Origin of the sequence: Janibacter hoylei PVAS-1 (genome assembly GCF_004025845.1) — a bacterium.
Lineage (GTDB): Bacteria > Actinomycetota > Actinomycetes > Actinomycetales > Dermatophilaceae > Janibacter > Janibacter hoylei.
The window spans coordinates 1-21,402 of sequence record NZ_PIPF01000010.1 but is presented as its reverse complement, the minus strand read 5'-3'; the positions used below and the strand labels follow the sequence as shown (position 1 = coordinate 21,402).

Sequence of the window (21,402 nt, the reverse complement as noted above, 5' to 3'; positions counted from 1 at the left end):
GGAGTGACCATGCGCGAAGCCGTCATCGTCTCCACCGCCCGTACCCCGATCGGCCGTGCCTACCGCGGCGCCTTCAACGACACCCAGGCCCAGGAGCTCATCGGCCATGCCGTGCGGCACGCCGTCGAGCGCGCCGGCGTCGAGGGCGAGCAGATCGAGGACGTCGTCATCGGCGCCGCCCTCCAGCAGGGCTCGACCGCGATGAACATCGGTCGTCAGGCCGCCCTGCGGGCCGGCCTGCCCGTGAGCGTGGCCGGCATGTCCGTCGACCGGCAGTGCGCCAGTGGCCTCATGGCCATCGCGACCGCCGCCAAGCAGGTCATCCTCGACGGCCAACAGGTCGCCGTCGGCGGCGGTGTCGACTCGATCTCGCTCGTGCAGAACGAGCACATGAACACCTACCGCGCCCAGGACCCGTGGCTCGTCGAGCACGTGCCGGCGACGTACATGTCGATGCTCGAGACCGCCGAGGTCGTCGCCCGCCGCTACGGCATCAGCCGCGAGGCGCAGGACGAGTACGCCCTGGAGTCGCAGCGCCGCACCGCTGCGGCGCAGGAGGCCGGCGCCTTCGACGACGAGATCGTCCCGCTGCCCTCGACGATGCTCACCAAGGACAAGGCGACCGGCGAGGTCGGCTCGCAGCAGGTGACCCTGACCAAGGACGAGGGCAACCGCCCCGGCACCCAGCTGGCGGACCTGAGCAAGCTCAGCCCGGTCCTCGCGAAGGACGGCACCGAGGGCTTGTCCGTCACCGCCGGCAATGCCTCGCAGCTGTCCGACGGCGCGTCCGCCGCCGTCGTCATGGAGGCCGAGGAGGCCTCCCGTCGCGGCCTGACCCCGCTCGGCGCCTTCCGCGGGATGGCCGTCGCCGGCTGCGAGCCCGACGAGATGGGCATCGGCCCGGTCTTCGCCGTGCCGAAGCTGCTGAAGCAGCACGGCCTGACCGTCGACGACATCGGCCTGTGGGAGCTCAACGAGGCCTTCGCCGTCCAGGCGCTCTACTGCCGCGACACCCTCGGCATCGACCCCGAGAAGTACAACGTCAACGGCGGCGCGATCTCCATCGGCCACCCCTACGGCATGTCCGGCGCCCGCATGGCCGGCCACGTCCTCATCGAGGGCAAGCGGCGCGGAGCCCGCTACGGCGTCGTGACGATGTGCGTCGGGGGCGGCATGGGCGCGGCCGGCCTCTTCGAGATCTTCTGAGCCGAAGGGAGAGACCATGGGCGTCTTCGTCGCCAACCGCGGTGAGATCGCCGTCCGCATCGTGCGGGCGGCCCGGGAGGCCGGGCTGGAGGCGGTCGTCGCGGTGACGCGTGCCGAGGCCGACGGCCTCGCCGCGCGTCTGGCGAGCGGCGTCCACGTGCTCCCCGGCGAGGGCCCGGCGGCCTACCTCGACGCCGCGGCCCTCGTCGCCGGTGCCCGGGAGCACGGCTGCACCCTGCTCCACCCCGGCTACGGCTTCCTCAGCGAGTCACCGGAGCTGGCGCGGGCCTGCGCGGACGCCGACGTGACCTTCGTCGGCCCCGACGCCGGGCTGCTCGAGCTCTTCGGCGACAAGGGGCGGGCGCGTGCGGCCGCGCAGGAGGCCGGCGTGCCGGTCCTGCCGGCCACCGACGTCGGGGCGAGCGTCGCCGAGGTCGAGGACTTCGCGCGGGCGCAGCTGCCCGGCGGCGTGATGATCAAGGCCGCGGCCGGTGGCGGCGGCCGGGGCATGCGCGCGGTGCCGGCGGGTGAGCCGGTGGCCCCCGCCGTCGAGCGGGCGCGATCCGAGGCCGAGCGCAGCTTCGGCTCCGGTGACCTCTTCGCCGAGCTCTACGTCGAGCGCGCGCGCCACGTCGAGGTGCAGGTCGCGGCCGACGGCGAAGGGGGAGTCACCCACCTCGGCGAGCGCGACTGCACCCTCCAGCGCCGCTTCCAGAAGGTCGTCGAGGTCGCGCCCGCACCGGACCTGCCCGACGACGTGCGCGCGGCCCTGCACGAGGCCGCCGTGCGGCTGCTCGTCGGTCGTGGGTACCGCGGGCTGGCGACCGTGGAGTTCCTCCTCGACGCCGACGACCCGACCCGCTGGTGGTTCATCGAGGTCAACCCGCGCCTGCAGGTCGAGCACCCCGTGACGGAGCTGGTCACGGGGGTCGACCTCGTCCTCACCCAGCTCGCGCTCGCCACCGGCCGCACCCTCGGCGACCTCGGCCTGGCCGACCCACCCGCCGTGCGAGGGTCTGCGGTCGAGCTGCGCGTCACGGCCGAGCGGGTCGGCTCCGACGGCGCGCTCCTGCCCGCGCACGGGGTGGCGACCGGCCTGACCTGGCCGAGCGGCCCGGGGGTGCGGGTCGACACCCATCTCGTCGAGGGCGCCCGGGTCGACGGGGCCTTCGACTCCCTCGTCGCCAAGGTCGTCACCCACAGCCACGGCGGTCTCGCCGGCGCGCTCGACAAGGCGCGCCGGGCCGCGCTCGAGTGCTCGATCGACGGGGTCGAGACGACCCTGCCCCTGCTGCGCGAGCTGCTCGCCCACGACGACCTCGCACGCTGGCAGGTGACGACGGGGTGGATCGAGTCCTCAGGGGTGCTGGCGACGGTCGACGCCGGGGGGTCGGCGGACGACACGGCCCCGGGCGAGGTGCGCGCCGAGATGACCGGCACCGTCCTCGAGGTCCTCGTCGGGGCCGGTGACGAGGTCGCCCTCGGCGCACCCCTGCTCGTCGTCGAGGCGATGAAGATGGAGCACGTCGTCACCGCACCGGCCCCCGGGACGGTGACGGAGGTGCGGTCCCGGCCGGGGGCCACCACGGCTGCCGGGGACCTGCTCGTGCGGCTGCTCCCGTCGTCCGTGGGGGAAGAGGCCGCGGCCGTCGACGAGGGACCCGACCTCGACGCAGAGCGGGCCGACCTGACCCGCCTGCGCGAGCGGCAGGAGCGGCGGCTCGACGCGGCCCGCCCCGAGGCGGTCGCCAGGCGCCACGCGCGCGGTCAGCGGACCGCGAGGGACAACCTCGCCGACCTGCTCGACGAGGGCAGCCTCGTCGAGTACGGCGGGCTGGCGGTCGCCGCCCAGCGGGCGCGCCGCACGGAGGAGGAGCTCGTCGCGACCACCCCGGCCGACGGCATCGTCACCGGCATCGGGCGGGTGACGACGGCGCCGGGGACGAGCCCGCGGGTGGCGGTGCTCGCCTACGACTACACGGTCCTCGCCGGCACGCAGGGCTACCTCAACCACAAGAAGACCGACCGGATGCTCGAGATCGCCGAGCAGCAGCGGCTGCCCGTCGTCCTCTTCGCCGAAGGGGGTGGCGGTCGCCCCGGAGACACCGACACCACCGTCGCCAGCGGGCTCGACGTGCCGACCTTCGCGACGATGGGCCGGCTCAGCGGGCTCGTGCCGACCATCGGCATCGCCGCCGGGCGCTGCTTCGCCGGCAACGCCGCCCTGCTGGGCTGCTGCGACGTCATCATCGCCACCCGTGACTCGACGATCGGCATGGGCGGCCCCGCGATGATCGAAGGGGGCGGCCTCGGCGTCTTCGCCCCCGAGGAGGTCGGCCCGATCGAGGTCCAGGGCGGCAACGGTGTCGTCGACGTCGTCGTCGACGACGAGGCCGAGGCGGTCGCCGTGGCGCAGCGCTACCTCGGCTACTTCCAGGGTCGTCGCGAGGAGTGGAGCGCCCCCGACCAGCGCCACCTCCGTCACGTCGTGCCGGAGAGCAGGGTGCGGGCCTACGACGTGCGCCGGGCGATCGACACCCTCGCCGACGAGGGCTCGGTCCTCGAGCTGCGGGCCGGCTTCGCCCCGGGCGTCATCACCGCGCTCGTGCGCATCGAGGGGCGCCCGATGGGTCTCGTCGCCAACAACCCGCGACACCTCGGCGGCGCCATCGACAGCCCCGCGGCCGACAAGCTCGCGCGCTTCCTCCAGCTCTGCGACGCGCACGGGCTTCCGGTCGTGTCGCTCTGCGACACCCCGGGATTCATGGTCGGCCCGGACCACGAGCGCACCGCGACGGTGCGGCACTTCGCGCGGCTCTTCGTCATCGGGGCGCACCTGCGGGTACCGGTCGTCACCGTCGTCCTGCGCAAGGCCTACGGCCTCGGTGCGCAGGCGATGGCGGCTGGCGGCTTCCACCGGCCGGCCGCGACGCTCGCCTGGCCGACCGGCGAGGTCGGCGGCATGGGGCTGGAAGGCGCCGTGCGGCTGGGCTTCCGTCGCGAGCTCGAGGCGGTCGCCGACCCCACGGAGCGGGCGGAGCTCGAGGCGCAGCTGCTCGCGCAGATGTACGAGCGCGGGCGCGCGGTCAACGCCGCAGCCGTCGTCGAGCTCGACGACGTCATCGACCCGGTCGACACCCGGCAGTGGATCACCACGGCCCTGGGCGAGGTCGACCACACCGACGTGCCACGGGGGTACGTCGACACCTGGTGAGCCAAGGAGTGCCTGATGGAGTACACGCAGCACCTCGCAGACGTCCGCGCGCGGCAGGAGCGGGTGCGTCCCGCCGACACGCCCCGCGAGGTCGCCCACCCCTTCGGGGAGCTGACCGTCCCGGAGTACGTCGACCGGTGGGCGGTCGAGCAGCCGGACCACCATGCGGTGGTCATGGGGGAGGAGGTGCTCACCTACGCCGACGTCGCCGCGCAGCACGCGTGCTGGGCCGGGTGGCTCCGGGCGAAGGGGGTGGCCCCCGGCGAGCGCGTCGGCGTGCACCTGGGCAACTCCACGCAGTTCGTCCTCGCCTTCCTCGGCACGTTGCGCGCCGGGTGCGTCCACGTGCCCGTCAACGCGATGTTCCAGCACGCCGAGCTCGTCCACGAGCTCGCCGACAGCGGGGCGAGCGTCGTCGTCACCCACGTGACGCTCGCCGAGCGACTCCTGCCGGCCGCGGCCGAGGCCGGGGTGGCCACGGTCGTCGTCGTGGGAGGTGAGGTCTCCTCCCTTCGGCAGGCGGGGGTCGAGGTCGTGGCCTGGGTCGACGCCCTCACGGCGGACCCGCTGCCCGAGCCGGCCCGCGACCTCGATGCGCTCGCCGCGCTCAACTACACCGGCGGCACGACCGGCCTGCCCAAGGGATGCGAGCACTCCCAGCGGCACATGGTCTACACGGCGCTGAGCGGGGCGGGGGCCAATGGTCTGGGGCGTGAGGTCGTCTCGTTGTGCTTCGTCCCCGTCTTCTGGATCGCCGGTGAGGACCTGGGCATCCTCATCCCGCTCGTCATGGGTGGCACGAGCGTCCTGCTCTCGCGGTGGGACGCGGCGACGGTCGTCGACCTCGTGGAGCGCCACGGCGTGACGACGACCGCGGCGACGGTCGAGAGCTACCTGGCGATCCTCGACCTGCCCGACATCGCCGATCGTGACCTGTCGAGCTTCACCTCGCCGATGGCGATGTCCTTCATCCGCAAGCTCACGCCGGAGGTGCGCCGCCGGTGGGCGGAGGTCGTCGGTGGGCACTCGGTGCTGCGCGAGGGGTCCTACGGACTCACCGAGAGCCACACCATCGACGTCGTGCCGCACGGCTTCCAGGCCGATGACCACGACCTGACGACGACGCCCGTCTTCTGCGGGCTGCCCGTCCCCGGCACCGACGTCCTCGTCGTCGACCCCGTGACCGCCGAGCCGATGCCGCTCGGGGAGCCGGGCGAGATCATCCTGCGCAGCCCCTCGATCACGACCGGCTACTGGCGCAACCCCGAGGCGACGGCGCGACAGCTGCGCGACGGCTGGCTGCACACGGGGGACACCGGCTACCTCGACGACGACGGCTGCCTGCACTACCTGGCCCGGGCCAAGGACATGATCAAGGTCAACGGCATGAGCGTCTTCCCGGCGGAGGTCGAGTCGCTCCTCGTGGACCACCCGGCCATCGACACCGTGGCCGTCGTCCCCGCGCCCGACCCGGAGAGCGGCCAGCGTCCCGTGGCCTTCGTGACGACGGTCGGTGAGGTGACCGGCGCCGACGTCGAGCAGTGGGCACGGGACCGGATGGCGGTCTACAAGGTGCCCTTCGTCGAGGTGCTGCCGGCCTTCCCGCTGACGGACACCGGCAAGATCCGCAAGGGCGAGCTGCTCGAGCGGGCCGGCGAGGTCGTCGCGGCCAGGGCCTGACCCCCTTCGTCCCGCGGGTGACCGCTGACCGACGTGACCCTTGACACAGATCTGAATCCGAGTTCAATATGAACTTGAATCATCCTTCAGATACAGGAGCTCACATGACATCACCGACAACGGCGTCGGACGCGGTGCACGCGCGAGCCACGCGCAAGGCCTTCGTGCGGTTGGTCCCGCTGCTCATGGCGGCCTACTTCATGGCCTTCGTCGACCGGACCAACGTCGGGCTGGCGAAGTCCTCGCTCGAGGTCGACGCCGGCATCGACGCCGCGGCCTACGGGCTCGGGGCCGGGCTGTTCTTCCTCACCTACGCGGCCTTCGAGGTGCCGAGCAACCTGATCCTCCACAAGATCGGCGCGAAGGTCTGGATCGGCCGGATCGCCGTCACCTGGGGCCTGATCACCATGGCGATGATGTTCATCTCCAGCCCGGCCATCTTCTACGTCCTGCGTCTGCTGCTCGGTGCGGCGGAGGCGGGTCTCTACCCGGGGATCATGTACCTCATCACGACGTGGTTCGCGCAGAAGGACCGCGCGACCGCTGTCGGGCTCATCCTCACCGCCTCGTCCGTCGCCTTCATCGTGGCCAACCCGATCGGCGGCGCCCTGATGAAGATGGACGGGGTCGGCGGCCTGCACGGGTGGCAGTGGCTCTTCGTCCTCGAGGGCATCCCGACGGTGCTCCTCGGCGTCATCATCTTCGTCGTCCTGCCCAACTCGCCGGCCGGGGCGAGCTGGCTGACGCGCGACGAGGCCGCCGAGCTGACCCGGCGCGCGGTCGGCGCGGAGGAGCCCGTCGGCAGCCCCGGCGCGATCGTTCGCCAGGCGATCTCCACGCCCTTCCTGCTGACCGTCGCGGCGATCTACTTCATGAACCAGATCGCGACCTACGGCGTGATCTTCTTCGTGCCCTCGATCGTCCAGGCCATGGACGTCACCGACACCTTCCTCATCGGGCTGATCTCCGGCGTCGTCGGCATCGGGGCGGTCATCGGCGTGCTCGTCGTGCCTCGCGTCCTGCGGCGCAACCCCGGCAGCGAGGTGCGGCTGATCGGCATCACGACCGTGGCGGCGATCGTCCTGGCGCTGTGCTTCGTCGCCGTCGAGCAGCCGGTGGCTCGGATGATCATCCTCAGCGCGACGATGCTCTTCATCGTCGGGGTCCAGCCGCTCTACTGGTCGGTGCTCATGGCCCGGCTCGGGGGAGTGGGTGCGGCCGCCGGTCTCGCCTTCGTCAACACCATCGGCCTCACCGGTGGCTTCGTCGGGCCCTACGCCTTCGGCCTCGCCGAGACGGCGACCGGGTCGCCGTCGTCCGGCCTGTGGGTGCTCATCGCCGCGACCTGCATCGGGCTGCTGTGCGTGCCGCTGCTCGGTCGCCTGCTGCGCCGGCACGACGCGGACAACCCCGTCGGCGACCCCGAGGACGACGTCGCCCCCGTGGCGGTCTGACCTCGCAGACGAGACGACCGGCCGTGACCCGAGGGTCGCGGCCGGTCGTCTCGTGCTGCCCGGCGTGCCGAGCGAAGAGAGGCTCAGCGGTAGTTGGTGAACTGCAGCGCCACGTCGAGGTCCTTGCCCTTGAGCAGCGCGATGACCTCCTGCAGCTCGTCACGGGACTTGCCGGTGACCCGCAGCTCGTCGCCCTGGATCTGGGGCTTGATCCCCTTCGGCCCCTCGTCGCGGATGATCTTGGAGATCTTCTTCGCGTTGTCCTGGTCGATGCCCTCCTTGGTGGGGCCGGACAGGACGTACTCCTTGCCGGAGGCCTGCGGCTCCTTGTCGCCGAAGTCGATGTTCTTCAGCGAGACGCCGCGCCGCACGAGCTTGGACTCGAAGACGTCGAGGACGGCGAGCACGCGGTCGGCGCTGTTGGCCTTGATGACCACGTTGTCGCCGCTCCACTCGATCGAGGCGCCGACGCCCTTGAAGTCGTAGCGCTGGGAGACCTCCTTGGCCGCCTGGTTGAGCGCGTTGTCGACCTCCTGGCGGTCGACCTTGCTGACGATGTCGAAGCTGCTCGTGGCCATGCTGGTGGTGACTCCTTCGCCGAGGGGGCGCCCGGATTGCGTTGATGGGCGGTCGGCTTGCTATCCTTCCAGACGCACACGGCAGGTTGTCCGAGCGGCCAATGGAAACGGACTGTAAATCCGTCGGGTTATCCCTACGAAGGTTCGAATCCTTCACCTGCCACCAGCAGTGCAGCGCGAGCCCCGCACCGATCTCGGTGCGGGGCTCGTGTCGTCCCCCGGTGGCACGATGGCCGGCATGGACGTGGTGGTGGGCGAGGACGGGCTGGCGCGGCCGGCGTGGGCGGACGGACACGGTGCCCACGGCGAGCTGCTGAGGCACTACTACGACACCGAGTGGGGCATGCCCGTGCGCGACGAGCGCGGCCTCTTCGAGCGGCTGAGCCTCGAGGCCTTCCAGTCGGGGTTGTCCTGGGCGACGATCCTCGCCAAGCGCGAGGCCTTCCGGGCCGCCTTCGCCGGTTTCGACCCGGACGTCGTCGCCGAGTACCGCGACGCCGACGTCGAGCGCCTCATGGCCGACGCCGGGATCGTGCGCAACCGGGCCAAGATCGTGGCGACGATCCGCAACGCGGGGGCGACCCGCTCCCTTCGTGACGAAGGGGGGTTGCCCGCCCTCGTGTGGTCCTTCCGTCCCGACCGCACGCCCAGGCCACGGACGGCCGCCGAGATCCCGACGACGTCGGACGAGTCCCGGGCCCTGGCCAAGGAGCTCAAGCGGCGCGGCTTCGCCTTCGTCGGCCCCACGACGGCCTTCGCGCTCATGGAGGCGGTCGGCATCGTCGACACCCACCTGCTCGACAGCCACCGCCGGGGGACCTCCGGCGTGTGGCGACCGGACGGGAGGCCGGTGCACGATGTCTGACGTGAGCGACCTCGACCGCACCCGCTACCCGCACTGGGCCACGGTGCCCACGCGGTGGAGCGACAACGACCAGTTCGGCCACGTCAACAACGCGGTGCACTACTTCGTCATGGACACGGTCATCAACGACTGGCTCCGTCAGCACGACTTCGACGTGGCGCGCGGTGACGGCACGATCAACCTCATCCCCGAGACGGGCTGCCGGTACCTCGCCGAGATCTCCTACCCCGACGTCTTCGAGGTGGGGCTGCGTGCGCTGGGCGTGGGGCGCACGAGCGTGCGCTGGGAGTGCGCCCTCGTGCGTGGTAGCGACGGGGTGCCCGTCGCCGTCGCGACCTCGGCGCACGTCTTCGTCGACGCGACCACCCGACGGCCCACACCCGTCCCGGAGGCGCTCAGACCATCTCTGGAGGGACTGGTCGTCGAGGGTTAAGGGGGCGTTCACCCGGTGGTCGACGGTGTGGGGGGTGACCTCCCTAGGTTCCGGCCATGCACACCCCTGTGAAGCGCCCTCGTCGCGCTGCCCTCGCCCTGGCCCTCTCCGCGGCCCTCGTGACCCCCGTGGGGGTCGGCCTCGCCACGGCCGCCCCCGGTGACGACGTCACCCTCACCCTGCTCGGCACCTTCTCGACGGGAGCCTTCGATGAGGGCGCCTCGGAGATCGTCGCCCACGACCCGACCACCCAGCGGGCCTTCGTCGTCAACGCCAAGGCGGGGACGGTCGACGTCCTCGACATCTCCGACCCGACGACGCCCACCGAAGTCGGCTCGCTCGACACCCCGGGGGCCAACTCGGTCGACGTCCACGACGGCCTGGTCGTCGTCGCCGAGCAGGCCGACGACAAGACCGACGCGGGCAGCGTCTCCTTCTTCGACGCCGAGACGCTCGAGGCCGAGCGCACCCTCACCGTGGGTGCGCTGCCGGACATGGTGACCTTCACGCCCGACGGGCAGCGGGTCCTCGTGGCCAACGAGGGCGAGCCCGAGGGCTACTGCGACGGCCAGGTCGACCCGGTCGGCAGCATCTCGGTCGTCGACCTCTCCGGGGGCGTCGCCGACGCCCGGGTGCGCACCGCCGGCTTCGACGCCTTCGACGGTCGCGCCGACGAGCTGCGTGCGGCAGGCGTGCGGCTCTTCGGGCCGGGGGCCACCGTCTCCCAGGACCTCGAGCCCGAGTACATCGCGACGAGCGCCGACGGGGCGACCGCGTGGGTGACCCTCCAGGAGGCCAATGCGGTGGCGATCGTCGACGTCGCCGGTGCGACCGTCCGCGAGATCGTGCCGCTCGGCCTCAAGGACCACTCCGTCGAGGGCCAGGGCATCGACGCCTCCGACAAGGACGACGAGATCGCCGTCGACACCCACCCGGTCAAGGGCATGTACATGCCCGACGGGGCGGTCGCCTACACGGCGCCGGCCGGTGGCGAGTACGTCGTCACGGCCAACGAGGGCGATGCCCGCGAGTACGACTGCTTCGCCGAGGAGGAGCGGGTCAAGGACCTCGACCTCGACCCGACGGCCTTCCCCGACGCCGAAGCGATCCAGGCCGACGAGTCGCTCGGTCGGCTCACGGTGACGACCACCTCGCCGCGCAGCGACGAGGGGTACACCGAGCTGCACTCCTTCGGCGGGCGCTCCGTGAGCATCCTCGGCGCCGACGGCTCGCAGGTCTGGGACAGCGGTGACGCGCTCGAGCAGCTCGTCGCCGAGCGCGACCCCGAGCACTTCAACTCCGGCCACGACGACAACGACTCCTTCGACAGCCGCAGCGATGCCAAGGGGCCGGAGCCGGAGGGCCTGGACATCGGCACGATCGGTGGCAGCAGCTACGCCTTCGTCGGGCTCGAGCGCGACTCCGGCATCGCCGTCGTCGACGTCACCGACCCGACCGGCGCCGAGATCGTCGGGTATGCCAAGAACCGCGACTTCTCCGGTGACCCGGAGGCCGGCACGGCCGGCGACCTGGGTCCCGAGGGCGTGCACTTCATCCCCGCGGTGGACAGCCCGACGGGCGAGCCGCTGCTGCTCGTCGGCAACGAGGTCTCCGGGACGACGACGATCTGGCAGGTGGACGCCCCCGGTGCGCTGCCCGAGCCGACCCAGCCGACCGACCCCACCGACGAGCCGACGGACCCCACGGACGAGCCGACGGACGAGCCGACCTCGCGCCCGACCGATGACGGCGACGACACCGACGAGCCGGTGCGCGGCCCCGTCGTCGAGACCGACCTGCTCTGATCGAGCGGCGCTGATCGGGGGCCCGGCGACCTCGCCGGGTCCCCGATTTCATGACCACGGCACTTGCCGTGTAATCTCTCCCGAGGTTGTCCACCGGATCACTCCGATCCGGAGGGCCTGCCCCCTTAGCTCAGTCGGCAGAGCGTTTCCATGGTAAGGAAAAGGTCGTCGGTTCGATTCCGACAGGGGGCTCGGGTCCGACCAGCGCGCAGCGCGGGTCGACCGCCAAGGCGGGGTAGCTCAGCTGGTTAGAGCGCACGACTCATAATCGTGAGGTCGCGGGATCGAGCCCCGCTCCCGCTACGCAGCACCACGGGTGCCAACGACCACCGATTTCCGGTGGGGGTCGCCCGTGGACTATCCTTGTGCGTCGCCGTGCTGCACGTTGCAGCACCACACGTACCTCCCGCCCAGCGCAGACCGGCGCAGGCGAGTACCACCCGAAGTTGTCGAGAGCAGGTTCTTACCGTGGCATCCAAGAGCGCCGACGTCCGCCCCAAGATCACCCTGGCGTGCACGGAGTGCAAGGAGCGGAACTACATCACCAAGAAGAACCGCCGCAACAACCCCGACCGCATGGAACTCATGAAGTTCTGCTCGCGGGACCGCCGGCACACCCTGCACCGCGAGACCCGCTGACCCAGCGCAGCGCATCTGCGCCGAAGCGGCCGCCGAGCACCTGCTCGACGGCCGCTTCGTCGTGCCGGCGGCGTCGCTCCTAGACTGACCGCATGGCCGTGAACGAGGACTTCCTGGGGCGCACCTACGACCCGACGCCCCCCTTCAGCGTGGGCCGCGAGCACATCCGCGACTTCGCCGCGGCGGTCGGGGCCACCGACCAGGTGCACTACGACGTCGAGGCCGCCCGGGCCGCGGGCTACGCGGACCTCGTCGCGCCGCCGACCTTCGCCGTCATCCCGGGGCAGCGTACGGACGCGCAGTTCGTCACCGACCCCGAGGCGGGCGTCGACTACGCGCGCGTCGTCCACGGCGAGCAGCGCTTCACCCACCACCGCCCGATCGTCGCCGGCGACGAGCTGCGCGGCGTCCTGCACGTCGATGCGATCCGTGCCGCGGGCGGGCACCAGATGGTGACGATGCGCAGCGAGATCGTCGACGCGCAGGACCAGCCGGTCGCGACGAGCCTGTCGACGATCGTCGTGCGAGGAGGAGAGTGAGCATGACTGTGCGCCGCTTCGAGGACGTCGGCGAAGGGGAGTCCCTCCCGCCCCGCACCATCCCCGTCACCCGGGCCCACCTCGTGCACTACGCAGGAGCCTCCGGCGACCGCAACGTCATCCACTGGGACGAGCGGACCGCGCAGGCGGTCGGGCTGCCCGACGTCATCGCCCACGGCATGTGGACGATGGGCGCGGCAGTCCAGGTCGTCACGGACTGGGTCGGCGACGCCGGGCGCATCGTCGACTACGGCACTCGCTTCACCAAGCCCGTCGTCGTCCCGCACGGCGCCGGGGCGGAGATCTCCGTCGCTGGCGTCGTGAAGTCCCTCGACGAGCAGACCCGTGAGGCGACCGTCGAGCTGACCGTCACCTGCGGCGACGACAAGGTGCTCGGCCGCTGCCGCGCCGTGGCCCGGCTCGACTGATGGGCGCGACCGAGCACGGCGTCGAGCTGGCGCCGCTCACGACCATGCGCGTCGGCGGGCCGGCCGACACCCTCGTCACCGCCGAGACCCTCGACGAGGTCGTCGCGGCCGTCCGGGCCGCGGACGAGGCGGGCACGCCCCTGCTGCTCCTGTCCGGCGGCTCCAACCTCGTCATCGCCGATGACGGCTTCCGCGGCACCGTCGTGCGCATCGCGACGAAGGGGGTCCGCGTCGAGTCCACGCACGACGAGCACGTCGACGTCGTCGTCGCCGCCGGAGAGGTGTGGGACGACGTCGTCGCCCGCGCCGTCGCCGAGGGCTGGTCGGGCATCGAGGCGCTCTCCGGCATCCCCGGGCTCGCCGGGGCGACGCCGGTGCAAAATGTCGGCGCCTACGGCCAGGAGGTCGCGCAGACCATCACGCGCGTGCGCGTCTGGGACCGCGACGAGCGGCGCGAGCGCACCTTCGCGGCGCAGGAGTGCGCCTTCACCTACCGCCACTCGGTCTTCAAGGAGACGGGCCGTCACGTCGTGCTCGAGGTGACCTTCCGCCTCGGCCGGGGTGGCCTGTCGGCGCCGGTGGCCTATGCCGACCTGGCACGCCAGCTCGGGGTGGAGCAGGGGGAGCGGGTACCGCTCGCCGCGGCCCGCGAGGCGGTCCTGGCCCAGCGCGGCATCCGCGGCATGGTGCTCGACGCGGCGGACCACGACACGTGGAGCTGCGGCTCCTTCTTCACCAACCCGATCCTGCCGGCCGGGCGCTTCGACGAGCTCGTCGAGCGCGCCGCCCAGCGGCTGGGGCCGCAGGGACCGACGCCACCGGTCTTCCCCGCGGGGGAGGGGCTGGTCAAGACGAGCGCGGCATGGCTCATCGACCAGGCAGGCTTCGGCAAGGGGCACGCGATGCCCGGGCCAGCCGCCCTGTCGACGAAGCACACCCTCGCCGTGACCAACCGCGGCACGGCGACGGCGGCCGACATCGCGGCCCTGGCCCGCGAGGTGCGCGACGGGGTGGAGTCCGCCTTCGGCGTGACGCTCGTCAACGAGCCGGTCTTCGTCGGCCACGAGCTGTAGCCCCGCCGCTCGAGCGGCGGGACGGGCGAGGGCCCACGGTCAGGTCGACCGTGGGCCCTCGTCGTGCATCGTGCGTGCGGTCAGCGGACCGCCGCGTAGGCGTCGACCAGACCGTCACCGAAGTAGGAGTTCTCCTCCGGCGTCCCGACGCACGGGGCGCCGCGCGTGGCGGTCGAGCACGGGGTGTCGGTGGCCTGGGCGCGCAGCTCGCGGATCATCTTCTCCGGACCCCACGTCGGGTGCGCCGACTTCATGAGCGTCAGCACGCCGGCGACGTGCGGCGAGGCCATGGAGGTGCCGCTCTTCAGGCCCCAGCCGTTGCCGTTGACGATCGTCGACAGGATCGAGCTGCCGGGAGCGGCGACGTCGATCGAGCCGAGGCCCCGGTTGGAAAAGGACGACAGCTTGCCCTGGCGGTCGACGGAGGAGACGGTGACGACACCGTCGAGCTCGGTCGGGATGTCCTTGCACGAGCTGTTGATCGTGCGCGCGACCGGGGTCTCCGCGTCGTTGGGGCTCGACGCATTGGTCGTCTTGTCCGACAGGTCGTAGGCGCTGTTGCCGGCCGCCGCCGCGTGGACGGTGCCCTGCTCCGTCGACCAGGTGACGGCGCGACGCACGGCCTCCATGGCCGGAGCCTGCTCCGGCTGGTCACCGCACCAGAACTCGAAGGGGTCGACGTAGTAGCTGTTGTTGGTCACGTCCATGCCCTTGAGGCCGGCCTCCATGAAGCCGCAGACCGCGTACTCGGGGTAGATGAACCCATCGTCGTTGACCACCTTGACCGACGCCATCTTCGCGCCGGGGGCGATGCCGACGATGCCGACGCCGTTGCGCTCGGCGCCGATGGTGCCGGCGACGTGGGTGCCGTGGTCGCTCGTCGTCGGGGCCCACGCGGACTCGCCGGTCGTCGGGCGGCCGGCGTCGGTGCAGCCGACCGACTTGGCGCGGTCGATCTGGTTGACCAGGTCCGGGTGGTCGGGGTCGATGCCGGAGTCGAGGACGCCGACCGTGACGTCAGGGGAGCCGGTGGTGATCTGGTGCGCCTGCGGCACGTTGATCATCTGCATGTCCCACTGCTCACCCTCGCGCGGGTCGGTGCTCGTGGCCGCAGTGCCCTCGGAGACGTCGCCCTGCTTGGTCCGGGCCTTCTTCAGCTGGCCCTTGCCAGGACCCCACGGGGCCTGGGCGCCGGCGGGCGTGCCCTCGCTCACGGCGACGGATCGGGTCGGCCCGACGGACTCGACGGAGTTGCGGGCGCGGTCCATGACGTCGGTGCGGAAGCTCGCCTTCGTCGAGTGCGCGATGACGACACCGATCTGCGGCCAGGACTGGACGACGACGCCGCCCGCGGCCTCGACGGCCCGCTCGACCTTGCGCGTCTGGCCGGGGTTGGCCACCTTGGCGTTGACGACGTAGCTGGAGATCTGGCCGTCAGGGGTCGAGATCGGGACCGGGGTCGAGGTGGGCTCGTCCTGGGTCGCTCCGGTGGCCGACTGGGCGCCGACGACGCCGAGCCCGATGATGGCGGCGGCAGCCGCCCACCGGGCGCTGTGCGGTCGCATGCGTGAAGACATGTGCATTTCCTCCTTGGGTGACCGCAGCCGGGGGTCGAGCCGCGGCACGGCGATCTTGGCAGAGGATCACGCTTCGTGCGCGTCGAACGCCGCAGGATCTGCGGTCACGCCGTCGGATCGACGAAGGGGGTGGCCCCAGGCCGGCGTCGCGAGCCAGGCGTCGATGTCGCGCACCGCCGTCTCGACGACCTCGCGTGGCGCCCGGCTCGCCCTGAAGGAGCCGCGCGCCAGCTCGGCGAGCTGCGCGTCGTCGAGGCCGTGCACCGACCGGGCGGTCTCGTACTGGTCGAGCAGCCGCGAGTCGAAGAGCAGCGGGTCGTCAGCCCCCAGGGCGATCGTCGCGCCGGCCTCGAAGAGAGGGCGCAGCGGCACCGCGGGTGCCTCGCGGTAGACACCGAGGGAGACGTTGGAGCCGGGGCAGACCTCGAGGGCGACCCCCGACTCGACGATCTCGGCGAGCAGCCGTGGGTCCTCCGTGCTGCGCACGCCGTGACCGAGCCGGTGCGGGTGCAGCGCCGTCAGCGTCTGCGCGATGGCCTCGGGTCCGAGCAGCTCACCGGAGTGCGGGACGAGTGCGAGGCCGGCGCGCTCGGCGATCCGGAAGGCGGGGGCGAAGTCGGGGGTGGCCCCCCTTCGCTCGTCGTTGGAGAGGCCGAAGCCGTGCACGCCCTCGACCCCGTGCCCGGCGAGACGCGCGGCGAGGCGGGCCAGGGTGCGGGCCTCGAGCGGGTGCCGGATGCGGCTGGCCGCCATGAGGACCCCGACGCGGGCCGAGCCGGTCTCGTCGGCCGTGGCGTTGATCGAGCGGGCCTCGTCGAGCACGATCTCCATCGCCGGCGTGATGCCGCCGACGGCGGCGGCGTAGGAGGTCGGGTCCACCTGGATCTCGAGCCACCGGGAGCCCTCGGCGCCGTCGTCCAGCGCTGCCTCCCGGACGATGCGGCGCATGTCGGCCTCGCCCCGCACGCAGTGCCGGGCCGCGTCGTAGAGGCGCTGGAAGCGGAACCACCCGCGCTCGTCCGCTGCGGACAGTTGTGGCGGGTACCCCTCACGCAGTGACTCGGGCAGCCGCAGGCCGTGGTCGCGGGCCAGGTCCCTGACCGTCTCCACCCGCATCGAGCCGGTGAAGTGCAGGTGCAGGTGCGCCTTCGGGAGCGTCCGCAGGTCCCGGGCCGGCGCGCTCAGGCGTCGTCCTCGCCGGAGCCGATGATGTGCACGGCGGCCTCCTCGGCGGAGGCGGCGCCACCGTCGACGCCGACGTCGCGGCCCCAGGCCTGGTCGTCGGTGTCGTCGTGGGCCCCCTCGTCGGGGCTGACGAGCCGCCCGGCGCGGGCGTCGCCGACCTCGCTGTCGCCGATCCAGTCGTCCTCGGCGGCGATGGCGTCCGGGTCGTCACCGCCGATGCGGTCGTCCCCGCGGCGGCCGGGCTCGTCGACCTCCCAGGTGGTGTCCGGCTCCTCCTGCTTGAGCCGCTGGTCGATGCTCTCGCCCTCGCGCTGCTCCGCCGCGGTGACGCCGTGGGCGTAGGAGCCCCGCGCCGAGTCGGGCGGGGAGTACCCCGCGTCGAGCGGGTCCTCGTCCGCGGTCCCGCTGCCCATGAGGCTGTCGCCGGGTTGCAGCTGGTCCTCGTCGTCGAGGCTGTAGCTCGTCAGGTCGGTGTCGAGGTCTTCGCGCTCGGACATGGTCACTCCTTGGTGGTCGTGCCCAGCTGCTCCGCGGCCGCGATGAGGACGCACGTGGCGACCGTCTCCATGGCCTCGGTGAGCTCGGACATCGGCGGCATGGTGGGCGCCAGGCGGATGTTGGTGTCGTCCGGGTCCTGCCCGTGGGGGAAGGAGGCACCCGCGGGGGTCAGCGACAGGCCGGCCTCCTTGGCGAGGGCGACGACACGGGAGGCCGTGCCGGGGAGCACGTCGAGGTTGACGAAGTAGCCGCCCGTCGGGCGGTTCCACGTCGCGACCCCGAGGCCGCCGAGGCGCTCGGTGAGCACCCGGTCGACCTCGGCGAACTTCGGGGCGATGATCTCGGCGTGCCGGCGCATGTGCGCCCGCACCCCGTCGGCGTCGCCGAAGAACTCGACGTGCCGCAGCTGGTTGACCTTGTCCGGGCCGATGGAGCCCTTGCCCAGGTGCTCGAGGTACCAGGCGACCTGCTCGGTCGACGAGGCGAGGAAGGCGACGCCCGCGCCCGCCCAGGTGATCTTCGAGGTCGAGGCGAACATGACGGTGCGGTGGGGGTGCCCGGCGCCGGAGCACAGCGTGATCATGTCGGCGCTCTTGGCCTCCTCCTCGGTGAGGTGGTGGAGGGCGTAGGCGTTGTCCCAGAAGATCTTGAAGTCCGGGGCGGCGGTCTCCATCGCCGCCAGCCGGCTGGCGACCTCGTGCGAGACGATCGCGCCGGTCGGGTTGGCATAGGTCGGCACGACCCACATGCCCTTGACCGACGGGTCGGAGCCGGCGATCCGCGCGACCTCCTCGACGTCGGGGCCGTCGTCGCTCATCGGCACGGTCACCATCTCGATGCCGAGGTCCTCGAGGAGGGCGAAGTGGCGGTCGTAGCCGGGCACGGGGCAGATGAAGGTGACCTTGTCCTCCTTCGCCCACGGGCGGGGGGAGTCGACGGCACCGAAGAGGAGGAGGTCGACCAGGACGTCGCGCATCATCGTCAGCGACGAGTTGCCGCCGGCCACGAGCTGCTCGGGCTCGACCCACAGCAGCTCGGCGAAGATCTCGCGCAGCTCGGGCAGGCCGGCGAGGCCGCCGTAGTTGCGCACGTCGGTGCCAGCGCGGTCCGTCGTCGCGGAGGGCAGCGAGAGCATGTCGTCGGCGAGGTCGAGCTGTGCGGAGCTCGGCTTGCCGCGCGTGACGTCGAGCTTGGTGCCCTTGGCGGCCTGGTCGGCGTGGGCGCGGCGCTGGGTCTCGGCGAGGGCGGTGAGCTCCTCGGGGGAGAGGTCGGACAGGGGGCGGCTGCTCTGCTCGGTCACGGGCGCCAGTCTTCCACCTCGCGGGCCGTGGGCGAAGGGTGGTCCGCACCTCCTCGCCCCCGGTTCGCGGTGCGTGCCCGACGTGACGTATGGTTGTCCCTCGGTTGACTTCGACCAGACTCTCCAGCGTGCCCGCACGCAGGGACGAAGGGAGGAGCCGACCCGGGAGATCGGCCCCACCGCGGTCTCCCGAAGGGCAGTGGCTCAATTGGTAGAGCACCGGTCTCCAAAACCGGCGGTTGGGGGTTCGAGTCCCTCCTGCCCTGCGTTGCACGACACCCGTTGCGCAGCCAGGTGATCCCGGATGAGAAGAGATGACGTGAGCCAGCTCGGAGCGCAGCCGACCAAGGCGCGGCGCGGGCCGAAGGGCGGCAACCCGATCTCTCGCTTCTTCGGGTCGATCGGACTCTTCCTCGCCCAGGTGCTGGACGAGCTCCGCAAGGTCGTCCGGCCGACGCGGTCCGAGCTGATCAACTACACGCTCGTCGTGATCGTCTTCGTCGCCGTGATGATGCTCATCGTCTCCGGCCTGGACGCGGCGTTCACCAAGGCAGTGCTCTGGGTGTTCGGCGGCTGACGCCGCCCGCGAACCCGTCCGTCCCGGGCGCGCCCAGCGCCGCCGAAGTTGTCGAAGTGAAGGAATCAGGTCATGTCCGAGCAGACCCAGACCCCCGAGCCCCAGGACCCAGAGGGCACCTCGAGCGTCATCGCTGCCGAGCAGGCCGAGCACGCCGCCCAGCCGCCGGCTGACCTCCCTTCGGCCCAGGAGGTCGAGGACGCCCGCGCCGCGGACGAGGCCCTCGAGGAGGCCGCCGCCGACGAGTCCGACGAGGCGACCGAGGCCCCTGCCGAGGCAGATGCCGAGGTCGACACCGACGGTGACGTCCTGCCCGAGGACGCCGAGGACCCGGTCCAGGCCTTCAAGGACGACCTCGCCTCCAAGTTCGGCGACTGGTACGTCATCCACACCTACGCGGGCTACGAAAACCGCGTGAAGCACAACCTCGAGACCCGTGTCGCCAACCTCGACATGGAGGACTACATCTTCGAGGTGGCCGTGACGATCGACGAGGTCACCGAGATCAAGTCCGGTCAGAAGAAGGTCCGCAAGCAGCCGCGGATGCCCGGCTACGTCCTCGTCCGCATGGACCTGACGGACGAGTCCTGGGGCGCCGTGCGGCACACGCCCGGTGTCACCGGCTTCGTCGGCAACGCCCACGACCCGGTGCCGCTGAGCCTCGACGAGGTCTTCACGATGATCAAGCCGGCCGACCTCGACAAGCCGGCCGCCGCAGCCGCTCCCGGTGCCGCCGCCCAGACCGGCTCCGCGCCGGCCGCGACCGCCGTCGACGTCGACTTCGAGATCGGCGAGTCCGTCACGGTCATGGACGGCCCCTTCGAGACGATGCCCGCGACGATCTCCGAGATCCTCCCCGAGAGCCAGAAGCTCAAGGTCCTCGTCTCCATCTTCGGCCGGGAGACCCCGGTCGAGCTCGGCTTCCACCAGGTCGCCAAGATCTGATGGTCGGTGCCACCGATCGGTGGCACCTCATGCAACCGGGTCATCGCCCACGGCGTCGGCCCACAACACGGAAGTAGGAACACCGCATGCCTCCCAAGCAGAAGAAGGTCTCCGGCTACATCAAGCTGCAGATCCAGGCTGGCGCCGCGACCCCGGCCCCGCCCGTCGGCCCGGCCCTCGGTCAGCACGGCGTCAACATCATGGAGTTCGTCAAGGCGTACAACGACGCCACGGCGGACATGCGCGGCAACGTCGTGCCGGTCGAGATCACGGTCTACGAAGACCGCTCGTTCACCTTCATCACGAAGACCCCGCCGGCTGCCGAGCTCATCAAGAAGGCCGCGGGCGTCAAGAAGGCCTCCGGCGAGCCGCACAAGGTCAAGGTCGCCTCGCTGACCAAGGACCAGGTCCGCGAGATCGCCGAGACCAAGATGCCCGACCTCAACGCCAACGACATCGACGCCGCGATGAAGATCATCGCCGGCACCGCGCGTCAGATGGGCATCGAGACCCCGGGCGTCTGAGCCCGACGGCTGATCCAGCCACCCCCGTGGGAGGGCCCGCGCTGGCCCGCACCACACCTCCACCACCACCAAGGAGCACTCATGAAGCGCAGCAAGAGCTACCGCGCCGCGGCCGAGAAGATCGACCGCGACCTCGCGTACGCCCCCCTCGAGGCGATCCGCCTCGCCAAGGACGGCGCGAAGAAGACCTACGACGAGACCGTCGAGGTCGCCTTCCGTCTCGGCATCGACCCGCGCAAGGCGGACCAGATGGTCCGCGGCACGGTCAACCTGCCGCACGGCACGGGCAAGACCGCCCGCGTCCTCGTCTTCGCCAACGGTGACAAGGCCGACGCCGCCCGCGAGGCCGGCGCCGACTTCGTCGGGTCCGACGACATGCTCGAGAAGGTCCAGGGCGGCTGGATGGACTTCGACGCCGTCGTCGCCACCCCGGACCTCATGGGCAAGGTCGGCCGTCTCGGCAAGGTCCTCGGTCCCCGCGGCCTCATGCCGAACCCGAAGACCGGCACCGTCACGATGGACACGGCCAAGGCCGTCTCGGACATCAAGGGCGGCAAGATCGAGTTCCGCAACGACAAGCACGCCAACCTGCACTTCATCATCGGCAAGGCGAGCTTCGGCGAGACCCAGCTCGTGGAGAACTACCAGGCCGCGCTCGAGGAGATCCTGCGCCTCAAGCCGTCCGCCTCCAAGGGCCGCTACATCACCAAGGCCGTGCTCAGCACGACCATGGGTCCGGGCATCGTCCTCGACAGCTCGCGGGTGAAGAACCTCCTCGAGGAGACCGCCCCGGTCGCCGCCGACGAGGTCCCCGCCGGCGAGTGACACCGCGCCGCACCTGACGAAGGGGGCGTCTCCCGCGGGCGGATTCATGGGGTGCTC

20 protein-coding genes and 4 tRNA genes are annotated in these 21,402 nt (G+C 71.7%); 19 read left to right on the top strand and 5 right to left on the bottom strand.

Features of this window, described 5'->3' with window-relative positions; translation table 11 throughout:
* Positions 1 to 9 precede the first annotated feature (9 nt).
* From CWN80_RS10105 to CWN80_RS10090, 4 genes are all read left to right on the top strand, one after another.
* A complete protein-coding gene (locus tag CWN80_RS10105) occupies positions 10 to 1,206 on the top strand; it encodes an acetyl-CoA C-acyltransferase (RefSeq protein ID WP_007928697.1) in 1,197 nt (398 codons plus the stop codon).
* Positions 1,207 to 1,222: 16 nt separating this feature from the next.
* Positions 1,223 to 4,420: an acetyl-CoA carboxylase family protein gene (locus CWN80_RS10100; RefSeq protein ID WP_128277237.1), complete on the top strand. Its 3,198-nt coding sequence runs from the start codon at positions 1,223 to 1,225 to the stop codon at positions 4,418 to 4,420.
* 15 nt (positions 4,421 to 4,435) lie between these two features.
* The gene (locus CWN80_RS10095; RefSeq protein ID WP_007928702.1) at positions 4,436 to 6,100 is read left to right on the top strand and encodes an AMP-binding protein; all 1,665 of its coding nucleotides are present in this window, start codon (positions 4,436 to 4,438) and stop codon (positions 6,098 to 6,100) included.
* 104 nt (positions 6,101 to 6,204) lie between these two features.
* Positions 6,205 to 7,554 carry an MFS transporter gene (locus tag CWN80_RS10090; RefSeq protein WP_051988042.1) on the top strand — a complete coding sequence of 450 codons (1,350 nt, stop codon included), beginning with the start codon at positions 6,205 to 6,207 and terminating at the stop codon, positions 7,552 to 7,554.
* Between the two features lie 83 nt (positions 7,555 to 7,637).
* Here the strand turns inward: CWN80_RS10090 and CWN80_RS10085 are convergent, their stop codons facing one another.
* Positions 7,638 to 8,132 (bottom strand): YajQ family cyclic di-GMP-binding protein, encoded by a 495-nt coding sequence (locus CWN80_RS10085; protein ID WP_007928706.1) that lies wholly within the window; start codon positions 8,130 to 8,132, stop codon positions 7,638 to 7,640.
* A gap of 80 nt (positions 8,133 to 8,212) precedes the next feature.
* Here CWN80_RS10085 and CWN80_RS10080 point away from each other — a divergent pair.
* The 10 genes from CWN80_RS10080 to CWN80_RS10035 all read left to right on the top strand — a co-directional run bounded on the left by CWN80_RS10080 (position 8,213) and on the right by CWN80_RS10035 (position 13,914).
* A tRNA-Tyr gene (locus CWN80_RS10080) sits at positions 8,213 to 8,298 on the top strand.
* 72 nt (positions 8,299 to 8,370) lie between these two features.
* Positions 8,371 to 8,997, top strand: a complete 627-nt coding sequence (locus tag CWN80_RS10075) for a DNA-3-methyladenine glycosylase I (protein WP_192899859.1) — start codon at positions 8,371 to 8,373, stop codon at positions 8,995 to 8,997.
* Between the two features lies 1 nt (position 8,998).
* Positions 8,999 to 9,430 (top strand): acyl-CoA thioesterase, encoded by a 432-nt coding sequence (locus CWN80_RS10070; RefSeq protein ID WP_007928711.1) that lies wholly within the window; start codon positions 8,999 to 9,001, stop codon positions 9,428 to 9,430.
* 56 nt (positions 9,431 to 9,486) lie between these two features.
* Entirely contained in the window at positions 9,487 to 11,235 is a 1,749-nt protein-coding gene (locus CWN80_RS10065; RefSeq protein WP_128277235.1) for a choice-of-anchor I family protein, read from the top strand.
* 119 nt (positions 11,236 to 11,354) lie between these two features.
* A tRNA-Thr gene (locus CWN80_RS10060) sits at positions 11,355 to 11,427 on the top strand.
* A 37-nt stretch (positions 11,428 to 11,464) separates the two neighbouring features.
* A tRNA-Met gene (locus tag CWN80_RS10055) sits at positions 11,465 to 11,538 on the top strand.
* Positions 11,539 to 11,703: 165 nt separating this feature from the next.
* Complete coding sequence (rpmG, locus tag CWN80_RS10050) at positions 11,704 to 11,874, top strand: 50S ribosomal protein L33 (protein WP_007928715.1); 171 nt, start codon at positions 11,704 to 11,706, stop codon at positions 11,872 to 11,874.
* A 92-nt stretch (positions 11,875 to 11,966) separates the two neighbouring features.
* Positions 11,967 to 12,413: an FAS1-like dehydratase domain-containing protein gene (locus CWN80_RS10045; RefSeq protein ID WP_007928717.1), complete on the top strand. Its 447-nt coding sequence runs from the start codon at positions 11,967 to 11,969 to the stop codon at positions 12,411 to 12,413.
* A gap of 2 nt (positions 12,414 to 12,415) precedes the next feature.
* On the top strand, positions 12,416 to 12,841 hold the full coding sequence (locus tag CWN80_RS10040) for a MaoC family dehydratase (RefSeq protein WP_040881482.1): 426 nt from the start codon (positions 12,416 to 12,418) through the stop codon (positions 12,839 to 12,841).
* Complete coding sequence (locus tag CWN80_RS10035; RefSeq protein WP_007928721.1) at positions 12,841 to 13,914, top strand: UDP-N-acetylmuramate dehydrogenase; 1,074 nt, start codon at positions 12,841 to 12,843, stop codon at positions 13,912 to 13,914. Before CWN80_RS10040 ends, CWN80_RS10035 begins: the two co-directional genes overlap by 1 nt.
* Before the next feature lie 80 nt (positions 13,915 to 13,994).
* On the opposite strand, the gene CWN80_RS10030 is transcribed toward CWN80_RS10035, so the two are convergent.
* From CWN80_RS10030 to CWN80_RS10015, 4 genes are all read right to left on the bottom strand, one after another.
* Positions 13,995 to 15,491 carry a S8 family peptidase gene (locus CWN80_RS10030; RefSeq protein WP_238148185.1) on the bottom strand — a complete coding sequence of 499 codons (1,497 nt, stop codon included), beginning with the start codon at positions 15,489 to 15,491 and terminating at the stop codon, positions 13,995 to 13,997.
* 66 nt (positions 15,492 to 15,557) lie between these two features.
* Positions 15,558 to 16,655 (bottom strand): adenosine deaminase, encoded by a 1,098-nt coding sequence (locus CWN80_RS10025; RefSeq protein ID WP_128277234.1) that lies wholly within the window; start codon positions 16,653 to 16,655, stop codon positions 15,558 to 15,560.
* Between the two features lie 17 nt (positions 16,656 to 16,672).
* Positions 16,673 to 17,173 carry a DUF5709 domain-containing protein gene (locus tag CWN80_RS10020; RefSeq protein ID WP_040881484.1) on the bottom strand — a complete coding sequence of 167 codons (501 nt, stop codon included), beginning with the start codon at positions 17,171 to 17,173 and terminating at the stop codon, positions 16,673 to 16,675.
* A gap of 2 nt (positions 17,174 to 17,175) precedes the next feature.
* Positions 17,176 to 18,474 carry an aspartate aminotransferase type Ic gene (locus tag CWN80_RS10015; protein WP_128277233.1) on the bottom strand — a complete coding sequence of 433 codons (1,299 nt, stop codon included), beginning with the start codon at positions 18,472 to 18,474 and terminating at the stop codon, positions 17,176 to 17,178.
* Positions 18,475 to 18,667: 193 nt separating this feature from the next.
* Here CWN80_RS10015 and CWN80_RS10010 point away from each other — a divergent pair.
* From CWN80_RS10010 to rplA, 5 genes are all read left to right on the top strand, one after another.
* Positions 18,668 to 18,740: transfer RNA gene (locus CWN80_RS10010), tRNA-Trp, on the top strand.
* A 38-nt stretch (positions 18,741 to 18,778) separates the two neighbouring features.
* Positions 18,779 to 19,051 (top strand): preprotein translocase subunit SecE, encoded by a 273-nt coding sequence (gene secE / locus CWN80_RS10005; RefSeq protein WP_040881485.1) that lies wholly within the window; start codon positions 18,779 to 18,781, stop codon positions 19,049 to 19,051.
* 72 nt (positions 19,052 to 19,123) lie between these two features.
* Positions 19,124 to 19,996 carry a transcription termination/antitermination protein NusG gene (gene nusG / locus CWN80_RS10000; protein WP_128277232.1) on the top strand — a complete coding sequence of 291 codons (873 nt, stop codon included), beginning with the start codon at positions 19,124 to 19,126 and terminating at the stop codon, positions 19,994 to 19,996.
* An 86-nt stretch (positions 19,997 to 20,082) separates the two neighbouring features.
* A complete protein-coding gene (gene rplK, locus CWN80_RS09995; protein WP_007928727.1) occupies positions 20,083 to 20,520 on the top strand; it encodes a 50S ribosomal protein L11 in 438 nt (145 codons plus the stop codon).
* A gap of 81 nt (positions 20,521 to 20,601) precedes the next feature.
* The gene (gene rplA / locus CWN80_RS09990) at positions 20,602 to 21,345 is read left to right on the top strand and encodes a 50S ribosomal protein L1 (protein WP_007928729.1); all 744 of its coding nucleotides are present in this window, start codon (positions 20,602 to 20,604) and stop codon (positions 21,343 to 21,345) included.
* Positions 21,346 to 21,402 lie beyond the last annotated feature (57 nt).